Below are 13,454 nucleotides of genomic sequence, written 5' to 3'. Positions count from 1 at the left end.
GCGGTCACCTTCACATCGTAGGGGTCGAGCCCGCCGGCGTAGTCGATGGTCTCCCCCTCAAAATCCACGAGCGCGGCGGCGTGTGCGCCCGGGATCGCGCACAGGAGATCCTCGAGGATCGACGTGAAGGAGGACGGCGCCTGGTCACGTGGAAGGCGGCGTCGGGTCCGGTTGCGACCTCCGTTGCGCGAGGTGGTCATGGCTCGATCCGCACGAGCTCGAGCAACGCATCGACGGCCCCCGCGATCTTCGGCTCGCGCCGTGCCACCTCGAGGAACCTCGACTGGGCGGCGCGCGCGCGATCCGCCACGACCTCGTCGTGCACCAGGCCGCGTCGCTCCTCGACAGGCACCACCTGCGCCGGGATGCGCTCGAGGAGCATGATGACATGCACGCCGAAGGCCGATGTGACCGGTGCGGTGAGATCTCCGCGCGCGACGAGGGACGCGGCCGCGCGGGAGAAAGCGGGGTCAAACTGCTGCGGCTCCGGCGTGAGCACGCGGCCCGCCTCCGTCACCGGCGAGAGCGCCTGCGCCACGACCTCGAAGCCCTCGGCAGGGACGCCCTTCGCGGCGCTGATGAACGCCTCTGCAGCCGGATCGGGGGGCGGTTGCGGCGTCCCCGCGGCGCGGGGCGGCTCGGTGCGCTGAGCGACCTCGCGCGAAGACAACACGGCCGTCCGGATGGCGTCGGCGATCGCCTTCGCCCTGTCACGGGTAGCCTCGCCAGCGTCTTCCGGGAGCTTCACGACGGCGTGCACGGTGCGGTACCCCTCGGGACGATCGAGATCGAGCCAGTGGCGCTCGGTGGCGACGCGCAGCTCTTCGTCGGTCACCGGGCCGGCGTTCGCCGCCTCCTCTTTCAGGCGGTGGAGCATGCGACGGGCGAGCACCAGGCTGATCTCGCGCCGCACGTCGGGCTCCTGTTCGAGGCCGCGGGCTCGTGCCTCGGCGGCCCAGAGCGCGTCGCGGACCGCCGCGTCCCGGGCCTGCGCGGGCGGGATCTGCTGCGCCGCCGCGATGCGCGCCACCGAGTCGACGGCGACGTCGCTCGCGCCCACGCGGGCCGCCACGTCGGGCGGCAGCGGCGCCGCCCCCCTCGCGGACGTCGACAGAACAGCCCAGGCCGCGCACGCGCACAGACATGCGATGGCCGCGATCGCTCGGCGCCCAGGGCTCACGCGCTACCCCCGCGGGGACGAAGGATCTCCGTGGACGCCTTGAGCGAGAGGCCGCCGATCACGAGGAGGTAGATCGCCTTGAAATCCTGGCGATCACCGAGCGCGTGAACCCCGAAGGCAAAGGAGAACGCTGCGGCGACGAGGAGCAGAACCGCGAACACATCGACTGCGCGGGACACGCCCATGAGTGTAACGCGATTTGGTGAGGAACCGGCGGGGATGCGGGGACACCAGGGGGCGGCGGCAGCCGGGAGGCCACGGCCGCGCCGCCGCTCACCGCAGCGTCATCGCGACCGCCCCCAGCACCGCAAAGACGATCAGGACCACCAGGTGCCGAACGGCTCGGTGGGGGAGCCGCCGTCCGCCGCCCGTGTGCCGGCGGCCACGAGCCACCGCGACGCCGGACGCCGCCGTGATCAGCGCGACAGCGCAGGCCACCGCGACGGCCTGGGCCAAGAGGGCGCGCTCCGGGTCCCGGATGCGCCAGGCGAGCACGAGGATCGCGAGGCTCACGAGCGCTCCGAACGCGACGATCGCCGTCGCGAGCGGAGGGAGGTGGGCTCGGGCCTGCAGGAGCGGGGCGTCTGGCTCCGGCTCGGGCTGGCGCCGCACGTCCCAGCGATCGCGCCAGGAAAGCGCGAAGAGGCCCCAGGCGATCGCGCCGATCGCCGCGCGGACCGGGTCGAGGCGGGATGGCTGAAGGGACGGAGAAGCCAGCAGCCAGGTCAGCGTGACCAGCGCGAGGAAGACGGAGATGCCGAGGTGCCGCGCGACCCGGCGGTGCGTGGCGGCGAGCAGCGGCGCAGCGACGCCGCACAGGAAGGCGAGCGTGGCGGCGATGCTGGCGACCACGGGCGCGCCGCGACCGAAACCCGCGGGCGCGACCGTGATCATCCAGGCGACGACCGCGGCGAGCAACGCCTGCGGGGCGCGCCCGCCGCCCGGACCCAGGTCGAAGCGCGCCGCCTCCGGCAGCGGCGCCTCCGGGTGGTCCGAGCCTGACGCCCCGTCGACCCCGCGCGTCAACGCACCGCCGCGACCGACGGAGGCCGACGCGGTGGACTCCTCTTCGCGCGGAGCGCCGATCGAGATGGCGCCGGGGGCATCCGTGCTCATGAGCGAGCGCTAGGCCAGGTTTCTCAGGAGGTTGCCCACGGGCAGCACGTCCGGCGCTGGCGCACCCACGCCCGCCTCGTCGCGTGCGCTCCCCTCTTCCCGGGCGACCTCGAGCCCGAGCCGCTTCCAAAGGCCCGTGTCAAAGAGGTGGCTCGGGCGCACATTGCCGAGGGCTGCGAGCATGTTCTGCCGCGTCCCGGGGTGGCGCGCGTCGAGATCCGCGAGGAGCTGGCTCACCGCCTTGCGCTGGAGGTTCTCCTGGGATCCGCACAGGTCGCAGGGGATGATCGGGAACCGCTCCTCCGCGGCGAACGCGGCGAGCTCGGCCTCGGCGCAGTAGATCAGCGGACGGATCACGATGTTGTCGCCGTCGTCGGAGATGAGCTTCGGCGGCATCGATTTCAGCTGACCCGCGAAGATCAGGTTCAGGAGCAGCGTCGTCACGGCGTCGTCACGGTGGTGGCCGAGGGCGATCTTCGAGCAGCCGAGCTCGCGCGCGATGCGGTACAGGATGCCCCGGCGCAGGCGGGAGCAGAGGGAGCAGTACGTCTTGTTCTCGGGGATCTTCTCGGTGACGATCGAGTAGGTGTCCTCGGAGATCATCCGGAACTCGTGGCCGCCCGCCGCCATGTAGTCGGTGAGGAGGTGTCCCGGGTAGCCAGGGTGCCCCTGGTCGATGTTGACCGCGATCACGCTGAACCGGACCGGCGCGCGCCGCGCGAGGTCGACGAGCAGCGCGTGCATCGCGTAGCTGTCCTTGCCCCCCGAGACAGCACAGAGGATCCGATCGCCGTCGGCGATCATGTCGAAGTCGGTGATGGCGCGCCCCATGGCGCGCGCGAGCTTGCGGCGGAGTTGCACGGTTTAGCCGGTGAAGCCTTCGATGAGGCGGAGGAAGGTAAGCACGCCGTGGCCCGTCCCGCCCTTGGAGAAGATGCCGTACGGCTTGTTCGCCATGGATGGGCCAGCGATATCCACGTGGACCCAGGGGACATCCCCCACGAACTCGCGCAGGAACAAGGCCGCGGTGATGGCCCCTCCCCAGCGGTCGGCCGTGTGCTTGATGTCGGCCCAGTCGCTCTTGAGGCCGTCGCGGAGCTCTTCGATGAGCGGGAGCTGCCACATCGACTCGCCCGCGGCCTTCGCCGCGCTCCGCAGGCGCTCCGCGAGCTCCTCGCGGTTCGAGAAGAAGCCGGACACGGTCGGCCCGAGGGCGACGACGCACGCGCCCGTGAGGGTCGCATTGTCGACGATGAGGTCCGGCTTCAGCGCGCGCGCATAGGCGAGGCAGTCGGCGAGGACCAGGCGCCCCTCTGCGTCGGTGTTGATGATCTCCACCGTCCTGCCGTCCAGAGAGCCGAAGATGTCGCCGGGCCGGTACGCCGCGCCGTCGGGCATGTTCTCTGCCGCGCCGATGACGCCGTGCACCTCGACGTTCGGCTTGGCGGCCGCGACGGCGGCCATCAGCGCGATCACGTTCGCGGCGCCGCCCATGTCGCCCTTCATTTCTTCCATGCCGGGAGCTGGCTTGATGCAGAGCCCGCCGCTGTCGAAGGTGAGCCCCTTGCCCACGAAGACGAGCTTCCCCTTCGGCTTCCCGGGAGGAGCGTAGACCATGTGGACCAGCCGGGGATCCCTCGCGCTCCCCTGCCCCACCGCCATGATGAGCTTCATGCCCCGCTTGGTGAGCGCGGCCTTGTCGAGCACCGTCACCTTGAGCCCGTGCTGCTTGCCCACGTCCACCGCGACACGCGCGAGCGCCTCCGGATAGACCTCGTTCGGCGGCTCGTTGACGAGGTCGCGCGCCACGCAGATCGCCTCGCCGACCTGCTGGCCGAGCGCGACGGCATCGCGCGCCGCCTTGCCCACCTTCCCCTCGATGATCACGGTGCCGCGGGAGAGCTCGACCTTGGGCAGACGATCGCCCGTGAAGTAGCGGGTGAACCGGTAGGCCCCGAGCACGAGCCCCTCCGCGGCGGCCCGCTCCGCGCGCTCGACGCCGGGAGGCACCACGACCGCGACGCTCTCGGCGCGCACGCCGTTCGCGAAGCGCGCCCCCTTCGCCGCGAGCAGCCTGCACTCGACGTCGGTGACCTTGCCCGAGCCGAGCCCGATCAACAGCACCCGGCCGGGCTTCAACGCGCCGTGCGTCGCGAAATCGATGCTCTGATCCCTCTTCCCCGTGAAGTCGTCACGCTTGACCTGGTGAGTCACCGACTCGCCCAGCGCCGCCACCAGCCTCGCCAGCACGCCCTCACCCGTCGAAGCGCCTTCAGGCACGCCGATGACGACGACGTCGACGGCGACGCTGAGCGGGTCGGACGAGGCGAGGTTCACTTTGATCGGCATGCGGTCTCCTGAGCCCGGGATGTGGAGGGGTGTCCAGCGCGGCATCTAAACACGAAGGGCTAACCCCGTCGACGTGGACGATGTCCGCAGGCGGTCGGCCCGAGGTGCGGGCTGGAGAGCGCTCCCGCTCCCAGGCGCGCGGTCCCGCACGGTTCCGCGCAGTCCCGCGCAGTCCCGCGCGGTTTCGCACGGGCTTCGCGCTCGGCGGCCTGCCGTCGGAGCGCCTCGCGCGACGCTGCCCTCCGGGCTGCGGGGCCGGGCCAGCCCGGCCCGAGCGCCGGATCGAGGGGCGTCAGCGCGCCGACCCGTAGATCTGGATCACGTCGGCGAGGAGCTGCAGCGCCTCGGCGCGAGGGCGCTGGAACGCGTTGCGCCCCATGATCGACCCGAAGGAGCCGCCCGCGGCCATCTCGCGCACCTCCTCCAGGACGGCGTCGGTCGCCTTGGACTCGCCGCCAGAGAAGATCACCACGCGCTTGCCGCCGAACGTCGCCTGCACGACGTGCCGGGTCCGGTCGGCGAGCGTCTGGATGGGAATGCTGTATTTCTCGTACATCTTTCTCGCCTCCTCCTGCTCGATATGAGCGGTCGGCGGCTTGACCTTGATGATGTGTGCGCCGAGCTGGGCCGCAATCGTCGCCGCATAGGCGCAGACATCGATGGCCGTCTCGCCCTGCTTCGACAGCCCGGCGCCGCGCGGATAGCTCCAGACGATGACGACCAGGCCCCTGCGCTTGGCCTCGAGGGCGATCTCGCGAAGGTCCTCGTACATCCTGTTTCTCGCGCCGGACCCGGGGTAGATGGTGTAGCCGACGCCGACGCAGCCGAGGCGGAGCGCGTCCTCGACGGAGCCGGTCACCGCCGACACGGGCTGCTCCACCTTCGCCAGCGTGTCGCTGTTGTTCAGCTTCAGGATCAGGGGCACCTGCCCCGCGAACCTGGCCGCGCCCGCCTCCAGCGATCCGAGCGGCGCCGCGTAGGCGTTGCACCCGGCGTCGATCGCGAGCTGAAAGTGGTAATCGGGGTCGTAGGCCTCGGGGTTCGGAGCGAACGATCGCACTGGACCGTGCTCGAAGCCCTGGTCCACCGGCAGGATCACCATCTTTCCGGTGCCCGCGAGCGCGCCATGGTTGAGCAGCCGGACGAGGTTCGTCAGCGTGCCTGGGTTCTCGGACGCGTACCAGGAGAGGATCTTCTCTACACGGGTGGTGAGCGCCATGAATCACTCCGTCGAAGGTGCTGCTGCGCCAGGAAGCGCGCGGCCCGCCCGGGGCGTGAACTCCACCCCGTCATGCCCGCGGCGCCGTGTCAGGGTGCTCGGACGAGCGGGCTCAAGCCGCATCTTCAGGACTTGGACGAACGTATCGAGCCCAACGCGCGGGCGGTCCAGCGCCCCGAGGATGTTGTACGAAGCCATCGGATACGCAATTCTCGAAACTGCGCCGGTCCCCCCTCGGGGCCACAGCGGCGGACGCGAGCGCGAGCACGTGGCGGGGCGGTAACGTCCTCGCCGACAACGCGGAGGGATCATGTCGGACCAACGGGATCTGAGCTGGAAGCCGCCGGATGCGCCGTCACGCATCGGGATCACGCTCGAGACGTATATCCTCGAAGGAATGCTCGGGTTCCCCGCGGCGACAGGGGCGTTCACCTCCCTCCTGAACCAGCTCGGCCTGGTGGCGAAGCTCGTGACGTCCAAGGTCCGGCGGGCCGGCCTCGCCAACGTCCTCGGCTACACGGGACAGACCAACGTCCAGGGCGAGGTCGTGCAGAAGCTCGACGAGGTCGCCAACGAGACGCTGCTCAGCGTGCTCGGAAGGCGCGGGCACTGCGCGGCCGTGGTGAGCGAGGAGCTCGGGGAAATGAGGCTCCTCTCCACGGACCCACGAGCGAAGTACATCGTCGTCGTGGACCCGCTCGACGGCTCGTCCAACATCGACGTGAACATCTCGATCGGCACGATCTTCGGTGTGCTCCGAAAGAGCGACGCCAAGATGGGCGCCGATCCATCGGACTTCCTTCGCCCCGGCCGCGATCTGGTCGCGGCCGGCTACGTGCTCTACGGCTCGTCGACGCTGCTCGTCATCACGACCGGCCTCGGCGGCGTGCACGGCTTCACGTACGACCCGACCGTGGGAGAGTTCTTTCTCTCTCACGAGAACATCCGGATCCCCGAGCGCGGCTCGACGTACTCCATCAACGAAGGCCACAGCGCGCGATGGCCGGAGGACGTGCGCCGCTGGAACGCGTGGATCAAGGAGGACAGCAAGCACGAGGGGCGGCCGTACGGCGCGCGCTACGTGGGATCGCTGGTCGCGGACGCGCACCGGACGCTGCTCAAGGGCGGCATCTTCGCGTACCCCGCCGATCGTAGCGGCCAGGGCAAGCTGCGGCTGCTCTACGAGGCGAGCCCGTTCGCGTTCATCTTCGAGGCCGCGGGCGGAAAGGCGAGCACGGGGGCCGAGCGCATCCTGGACAGGGTCCCGAGGTCGCTCCACGAGCGCGTGCCGCTCGTCCTCGGCTCGCCCCGCGACGTCGAAGATTTCGAGCAGTTTGTGCGCGGCGAGCGCTGAGGCTGCGAGAGAAGGGCGCCGTCCTCACCGGCACGAGCCGCAGCGCGGGGGGCGGCCCCCGGGTCAGACCCCCTGCGCGTCGGCTCCCCAGATCACCTTGTGGAGCTGGACCTGCACCCGGACGCGGAGGCCGTCGTCGAGCACCCACTGGACGAGCTCCTTCGGCGACAGCTTGCCCCATACGCACGAGGCGAGCAGCGTCACGCCGCGCGCGTCGAGGCGCCGCTCGCGGATGGTGTCCCGCATCCACGCATAGTCCGCCCGATCGGCGAGCACGAACTTGATCTCGTCGCGCGGCGTGAGGTGATCCAGGTTCGACCAGCGGTTCCGGTGGGATTCCCCCGAGCCGGGCGCCTTCAGGTCCATGATCTTGTGCACGCGCGGATCGACGCGCGAGACGTCTGCCTCGCCGCTGGTCTCGACGAGGACCGTCCGGCCCGCGTCGCAGAGCTCCGCGAGGAGCGGGAACGACCCGGGCTGAAGGAGAGGCTCGCCCCCCGTGAGCTCGACGAGCGGCGTGCCGAGGGCGAGCGCGCGCTCGAGGACCTCGCCGCGGCGGGTCCGCTTGCCGCCGTAGAAGGCCTGCGTCGTGTCGCACCAGGCGCAGCGCAGGTTGCACCCGGTGAGCCGGACGAAGGTGCACGGCAGCCCGGCGAACGTCGATTCGCCCTGCACGCTGGCGTAGATTTCGTGGACGACGAGGGTGTCTTCTTTCAAGGAAGCGACGCCTCCGAGGAGCCTCGGTCCGCCTCGGCGGCGCCACGCCGCCGGCGACCCGAGGTGGGCGGGAGCTTTGGCCGCGCCGAGCGCGCAACGCAAGCGGCGCGGGACACTCAGCTGGAGATGACGCTGACCTCGCCCGCCGCTACCGCCCGGAGGAGGCCGTCCGCGCCGCGGACCAGCAGGTGCCCCTCCGGATCGATCCCCGCCGCGACGCCGACCACGCCGCCGACCTCGACGCGGCGGCCGCGCAGCCAGTCCATCCGGGCGAGATCCTCCGCGAACGGCGCGAGCTCTCCCGCCTCGAACCTCGCCGCCGCGTCGCCGATCGCCTGGAGCAGCTCCGCGGCGAGGCGCTCGCGCGGGACGTCGTCGATCCCGAGCATCGCGAGCGACGTGGCCCGCGCCGACAGATCCGGCGGGAAGCTCGACGCATGGACGTTGAGCCCGACACCGACGATCACGCTGCTCACGGACTCGCCGCGCAGCTGGGCCTCGACGAGGATCCCCGCCAGCTTGCGGCCCCCGGCGAGCACGTCGTTGGGCCACTTGAGCCGCACCTCGACGGCGGAGCCGCCGCCCGACGCGCCGCGGGACGGAAGAGGCGCGAGCCGCCGCTCGATGACGGACGCGACGGCGAGCCCCATGACGAGCGCGATGGGGGCCACGCGGCTCGCAGGCAGGCTCGGGCGCAACACCACCGACAGGTAGAGGTTCTCGCCGGGCGGAGAGTGCCAGGAGCGCCCGCCGCGCCCCCGCCCCTGCGTCTGCGCGTCGGCCAGGAACGCAGCCCCGTGCGGCGCGCCGGCTGCGGCCGCGCTCCGCGCGTCGTCGTTCGTCGACGCGGTCTCGGCCGCCACGGCGAGCGGCCGCCCGAACGACGCGCCCAGCCGCGAGAGCTCGCGCTCGATCGCCTCCCCGTCGAGCCGCCTCACAGCGAGAGATCCAGCGCGATGTCGGCCGCGCGCGCCGAATGCGTCAGCGCCCCGACGCTGATGACGTCGATGCCCGCCGCGGCGAGCTCGGGGATGCGCTCCAGCGTGATGCCGCCGGAGACCTCGAGGAGAGGCCGGCCGTGCTGCGCCGACCGCACGCGCGCGGACGCGGCCTTGACGTCGGCCAGCGTGAAGTTGTCGAGCATGATGATGTCGGCGCCGGCGGCGAGCGCCTGATCGAGCTCCTGCAGCGAGGCCACCTCGACCTCGACCTTCGTCGTGTGCGGGGCGCGCGCCCGCGCGCGGGCGATGGCGGTCGCGATGCCGCCCGCCGCGATGATGTGGTTGTCCTTGATGAGCACGGCGCTCCCGAGGCTGTCGCGGTGGTTGTGCGCGCCGCCCACGCGCACCGCGTAGCGCTCCAGCCCGCGGAGACCGGGCGTCGTCTTGCGGGTGTCGGTGATGCGCACGCTCGACCCAGCCGGGATCGCCTCGGCGTAGCGGCGCGCCTCGGAGGCGACGCCGCTCATCCGCTGCGCGAGGTTGAGCGCGGTGCGTTCCGCGCTGAGGAGCGAGCGCGCGCTGCCACGCACCGTCCACAGCACCGCGCCGGCGCCGACGGCGGTGCCGTCCGCGACGAGCACCTCGCCTTGCACTTGCCGATCCAGGCGCTGAAAGACGCGCAGGAACACGTCGCCCCCGCACGCGACGAGCGGCTTGCGCGCGACCGCCTTCGCGGTCGCGCGCGCGGAGGCCTCGACACAAGCCTCGGTGGTGAGATCGCCTCCCGCGAGATCTTCTTCCAGAGAGCGGTCGATCAGAGCATCGAGCAACGGCGCAGCCAGCACGGGCATCTCCTCGGCGCCGCTCCCACGCGGCGCTCCCAGGTATACTCGGTCCCGCACGCGCGCATCAGCGCTGTCGCGCCCACACGAGCCGCGACAACGCGTCGCGTCATCGCGAATCCTTGTGGGGGCACGTGCGCCCTGGAGCCTGCGACCTCAGCCGTATGGGCGCCCTGGACGGGACGCCGGCGGACATGGAGGGGGCTCGCCGCGCCGAAAAGCAGGGCGGATCGCGATCATCGCGACGCTGTGTCGCACAAATGGGGCTGACGTTCGTCTACCAGCCTGTGAGACTCTCCGAGCAACTCCAGCGCCCTCAACGGAGATCGATGCGTCCGCAGGCAGGCCAGGTCATCAACAACAAGTACCGACTCGTGCGCCTCATCGGCGATGGCGGCATGGGGAGCGTCTACGAAGCCCGCCACGAGGTGCTGGGGACGACGGTCGCCCTCAAGTTTCTCCACCCCGAGCTGTCCCGCCGCTCCGGCCTGGTGCAGCGCTTCCTTCAGGAGGCGCGCGTCTCCGCGCAGATCCAGAGCGCGCACGTGGTTCGCGTCAGCGACGTCGACCAGACGGCGTCCGGCCTGGCGTTCATCGTGATGGAGTACCTGGAGGGGAAGACGCTCCAGACCCTGTACGAGGAGCTCTACCGGGCAGGCATCCGTCTCGGGTACCCCGACGCGCTCGAGTACACGATGCAGATGCTGGAGGGCGTCGAGGCCGCCCATCGCGCGGGCGTCGTCCACCGGGACCTCAAGCCGGACAACGTGATCATCACGAAGTCCGCCAAGGGAGAGCCGCTCATCAAGCTGCTCGACTTCGGCATCGCCAAGCTGAAGGTCACGGGGGAGCTCGATCGCGGGTTGACGCGCCCCGGCGTGATCATGGGTACCCCCGAGTACATGGCGCCCGAGCAGGCCTACTCCGCGGACTCCGTGGACGCGCGCGCCGACATCTTCTCGCTGGGCGTCATCGTCTTCGAGATGCTGGCCGGCCGCCGGCCGGTCGGCGGCGATGAGCCCCAGCAGATCGCGGGAGCCTACCTTTCGGGCCAGATCTCACGGCTCTCCGACCTGGCGCCGGAGCTCGCGCCCGGCCTCTGCGCCGCCGTCCACCGCGCCATGGCGGCCTCGCCGGCGGATCGCTTCGCGACCACCGCCGAGTTCCGCAGCGCCCTGGAGCCGTTCGCCCGAGCCGCCCGCGCCCCGTCGGCGCTCACCCCCGCGCCGTCCGAGGTCAGCCTGGCGCGGTCGTCCGGGGCCGCCCTGGCGGCAGCCCTCGCGGCGCCCGGGATGCTCACGCCTTCCGCGGCGGCGCCCGCGACCAACGCGATGGGGGACGGTCGCGCCAGCTCCGTTCCCAAGACGATTCCGCCGGAGGACGGCGGCGCGCAGCACGCGTCCAGCGGCCCCCCGGGCGGCCTCGGGCCCTCGACCCCCATGGGCGGCTTTTCCTCGGATGCCCGAGGTCCCTCGGCGTCAGCGCCAGGGTTCACGCCGAGGCCGGAGCCCTCCTCGGGCCCGTACTTCGCCCAAGGGGGCTATCCCCAGCAAGGTGGGTATCCCCAAATCGCGCAGCCGGCGACCGTGAGCGCCGCCCCCTACGCGCTCCCCCAGGGGGTGCCCGCCACGAGCCACGAGCCGGGCCCCTTCGATGTGTCGCCGCGCCCGGGAGGGACGGCGGTCGGAGGCGCGCCGTTCATGGACAGGAGCGCGGCCCCGGGCGGCGGATTCAACGGCGGCCCAGCGCCCGGGTATGGCGGCGCATATGGCGGCGGCGCGCAGGGCTACATCCCTGGGACGGCGCCGATGGATCCGCTGCCGAGGATCTCGCAGAGCGCCTCGGCGCACGGCGCGCAGCGGCCCGCGCGAGGCGGGACGTCGCTGTTCGCCATCCTGCTGCTCGCCACGGGGATCACGGGGGCCGTCGTCGGCGGTCTGTACATCGCCAACGAGCTGAGCCGGCAGGAGCAGGCCGACGTGGCGCCGGCCCTGCCGACCCTCCAGCCGGCCAACACGGTGCCTTCGGATCCCAGCCCGCCCGTGACGACGCCCCCCGCCGTGACGCCCCCGGCGGTGACGCCACCTCCTGTCGAGCCGCCCGTGGTCGCCAAGCCTCAGCCCCGGCCGACCACGACGGCGAAGCCGCCGGCGACGCCGAGCACGACGGCGCCGACGACCACGACGGCGCCGACGACACGCCCCAGCGGGACGACGATCATCCCCCAGCTTCCCTGGGTCATCCCGTCGACGCTGCCGCCGTTCCCGTTCCCCGCGCCGACCAGCGCACAGCCGCCGGCCAACCCCCCGCCGAACACGACGAGCCCGCCGACGACGCCGACGACGAGCCCGCCCGACACGCCGCCGGACAGGCCTCGCCGGCGCGTGATCATCGTACCCAACAACTGACGCGCCAGGCGCGTACGGTAGGTAGGATGCGATCTCGATGAGCAACCAGAATAGCGGTCCGCCGCCGGGATGGCCTGCGCCCCCGAGCGGCATGTACGGCCCTGGCAAGACCGTGCCCGGCGAGCCTCCGCTCGCAGGGCCCAACTCGCCGCAGGGCGCCTTCCCCGTGCCGCCCGGCACCGCGCCGCACGATCCGAACGCCGCTGGCGCAGCCGTCCCGCGGACCCTCGTCGAAGGCGGGACCAACAGCGCGCCTCCCGGGACGCCCGGTCCTTACGGCGCTCCCGCAGGCCCGTACGGCGCGCCGCCGCCTGGAGCCCCCGGCCCGTACGGGCCCGGCGCGACAGCGAATTACGGCGGGCCACCTGGAGCAGGAGGCGCTTACGGGCAGCCGCCCCAACCGCCCAGCCCGTACGGCGGCTCGCCGTTCGGGGCCCCAGGTGGCCCCGGGGCCGCCGGAGCGCCGGGGTTTCACGCCGGCGGCGCTCCCCAGCCGCCGGGCGGCGGTGCGCTGTACCCGGCGCCGATCCCCGCGCGTCCTCGCGCGAAGAGCTCCGGCGCGACGCTCGCGCTGATCGGCATCGGCGCGTTCGTGGTCATCGGCGGGCTGACGACCGCCTTCTTCGTGATGCGCAGCCGAGGATCGTCCGAAGATGCGGCAGCGCTGACGCCCATCGAGGCGCCCCCGGCGCCTGCGTCGGTCGCCGGCGATCCGGCGCCTCCGCCGCCGACGGCCGCCACACCCGCGGCGACCGCGCCGGAGCCGCCCGCGCCCGCCCCCGTGGCGGCCCCGAAGCCGACGGCGCAAGCACAACCCAAGCCGACGGCGACGACCCCTGCGCCCACCGCCACGGCGACGACCCCTGCGCCCACCGCCACGGCGACGACCCCTGCGCCCACCGCCACGTCGACGACCCCTGCGCCCACCGCCACGTCGACGACCCCTGCGCCCACCCCGTCTACGTCCTCGACGGGCCGTCGAAGGATCGTCCTGCCAGGCAGCCACTGAGCCCGCCTGCACCGGGCGCCGTGCTGCTGGCAGCGGCGCGGCGGGTCCGTGCCCACGTTCCCCCAGCCCGCTTGACAGGGCGGTCACGGTGATCAGGTTCCGATGCCATGAGCAAATCCGGGATCGCCGCAGTGCTTTCGTTCCTTATTCCGGGCGTTGGGCAGCTCTACAACGGCGCGTTCCTGCGCTGCATTTTCTGGCTGATCGTCACCCCCGGCCTGTGGATCGGTTCGGGCGGCTGGCTCGGCTGGATCTGCCACCTGATCTCCGCCTACACCGCGTACCAGTACGCGAAGCGCGCCGGCGGCTGAGCCGCGCT

At 72.1% G+C, this 13,454-nt stretch carries 14 protein-coding genes (1 of these 14 only partly in view); 3 read left to right on the top strand and 11 right to left on the bottom strand.

The window, feature by feature from the left end; genetic code table 11:
- The 7 genes from WMF34_RS13420 to WMF34_RS13390 form a co-directional block, all read right to left on the bottom strand.
- On the bottom strand, positions 1-200 hold the 5' end (the start) of the coding sequence (locus WMF34_RS13420; RefSeq protein WP_012235216.1) for a hypothetical protein. It extends 454 nt beyond the left edge of the window; the window shows 200 of its 654 coding nt (coding positions 1-200); its start codon is at positions 198-200; its stop codon lies beyond the left edge, outside the window.
- A complete protein-coding gene (locus tag WMF34_RS13415; protein WP_437993518.1) occupies positions 197-1,060 on the bottom strand; it encodes a peptidylprolyl isomerase in 864 nt (287 codons plus the stop codon). Before WMF34_RS13415 ends, WMF34_RS13420 begins: the two co-directional genes overlap by 4 nt.
- Positions 1,061-1,176: 116 nt before the next feature.
- Positions 1,177-1,359 carry a hypothetical protein gene (locus WMF34_RS13410; protein ID WP_157906650.1) on the bottom strand — a complete coding sequence of 61 codons (183 nt, stop codon included), beginning with the start codon at positions 1,357-1,359 and terminating at the stop codon, positions 1,177-1,179.
- A gap of 94 nt (positions 1,360-1,453) precedes the next feature.
- On the bottom strand, positions 1,454-2,296 hold the full coding sequence (locus tag WMF34_RS13405) for a hypothetical protein (RefSeq protein ID WP_012235214.1): 843 nt from the start codon (positions 2,294-2,296) through the stop codon (positions 1,454-1,456).
- Positions 2,297-2,305: 9 nt separating this feature from the next.
- On the bottom strand, positions 2,306-3,157 hold the full coding sequence (gene ttcA / locus WMF34_RS13400) for a tRNA 2-thiocytidine(32) synthetase TtcA (RefSeq protein WP_012235213.1): 852 nt from the start codon (positions 3,155-3,157) through the stop codon (positions 2,306-2,308).
- A gap of 3 nt (positions 3,158-3,160) precedes the next feature.
- Positions 3,161-4,645, bottom strand: coding sequence for a leucyl aminopeptidase (locus WMF34_RS13395; RefSeq protein WP_012235212.1), 1,485 nt, complete (start codon positions 4,643-4,645; stop codon positions 3,161-3,163).
- A 292-nt stretch (positions 4,646-4,937) separates the two neighbouring features.
- Positions 4,938-5,864, bottom strand: a complete 927-nt coding sequence (locus tag WMF34_RS13390; protein WP_012235211.1) for a class I fructose-bisphosphate aldolase — start codon at positions 5,862-5,864, stop codon at positions 4,938-4,940.
- 310 nt (positions 5,865-6,174) lie between these two features.
- Here WMF34_RS13390 and fbp point away from each other — a divergent pair, with 310 nt between their 5' ends.
- The gene (gene fbp / locus WMF34_RS13385; protein WP_437993517.1) at positions 6,175-7,218 is read left to right on the top strand and encodes a class 1 fructose-bisphosphatase; all 1,044 of its coding nucleotides are present in this window, start codon (positions 6,175-6,177) and stop codon (positions 7,216-7,218) included.
- A 63-nt stretch (positions 7,219-7,281) separates the two neighbouring features.
- On the opposite strand, the gene WMF34_RS13380 is transcribed toward fbp, so the two are convergent.
- The 3 genes from WMF34_RS13380 to nadC all read right to left on the bottom strand — a co-directional run bounded on the left by WMF34_RS13380 (position 7,282) and on the right by nadC (position 9,721).
- Positions 7,282-7,935, bottom strand: a complete 654-nt coding sequence (locus tag WMF34_RS13380) for a radical SAM protein (protein ID WP_437993516.1) — start codon at positions 7,933-7,935, stop codon at positions 7,282-7,284.
- A gap of 116 nt (positions 7,936-8,051) precedes the next feature.
- A complete protein-coding gene (locus WMF34_RS13375; RefSeq protein WP_437993515.1) occupies positions 8,052-8,873 on the bottom strand; it encodes a biotin--[acetyl-CoA-carboxylase] ligase in 822 nt (273 codons plus the stop codon).
- Positions 8,870-9,721 (bottom strand): carboxylating nicotinate-nucleotide diphosphorylase, encoded by an 852-nt coding sequence (gene nadC / locus WMF34_RS13370; RefSeq protein ID WP_437994632.1) that lies wholly within the window; start codon positions 9,719-9,721, stop codon positions 8,870-8,872. The genes WMF34_RS13375 and nadC overlap by 4 nt, the downstream gene beginning before the upstream one ends.
- Positions 9,722-10,047: 326 nt before the next feature.
- On the opposite strand from nadC, the gene WMF34_RS13365 reads away from it, so the two are divergent.
- A complete protein-coding gene (locus WMF34_RS13365) occupies positions 10,048-12,126 on the top strand; it encodes a serine/threonine-protein kinase (protein WP_012235206.1) in 2,079 nt (692 codons plus the stop codon).
- Positions 12,127-12,597: 471 nt separating this feature from the next.
- Here WMF34_RS13365 and WMF34_RS13360 read toward each other — a convergent pair whose 3' ends face one another.
- Positions 12,598-13,080, bottom strand: coding sequence for a hypothetical protein (locus WMF34_RS13360; RefSeq protein ID WP_437993514.1), 483 nt, complete (start codon positions 13,078-13,080; stop codon positions 12,598-12,600).
- A gap of 162 nt (positions 13,081-13,242) precedes the next feature.
- Here WMF34_RS13360 and WMF34_RS13355 point away from each other — a divergent pair, with 162 nt between their 5' ends.
- A complete protein-coding gene (locus WMF34_RS13355) occupies positions 13,243-13,446 on the top strand; it encodes a hypothetical protein (protein WP_012235204.1) in 204 nt (67 codons plus the stop codon).
- The last annotated feature ends 8 nt before the right edge of the window (positions 13,447-13,454 follow it).

The sequence above is a fragment of the Sorangium sp. So ce145 genome (assembly GCF_051525985.1).
GTDB lineage: Bacteria > Myxococcota_A > Polyangia > Polyangiales > Polyangiaceae > Sorangium > Sorangium cellulosum_B.
The sequence above is the reverse complement of the archived record's forward strand: the minus strand, read 5'-3'. Positions and strand labels throughout refer to the sequence as shown.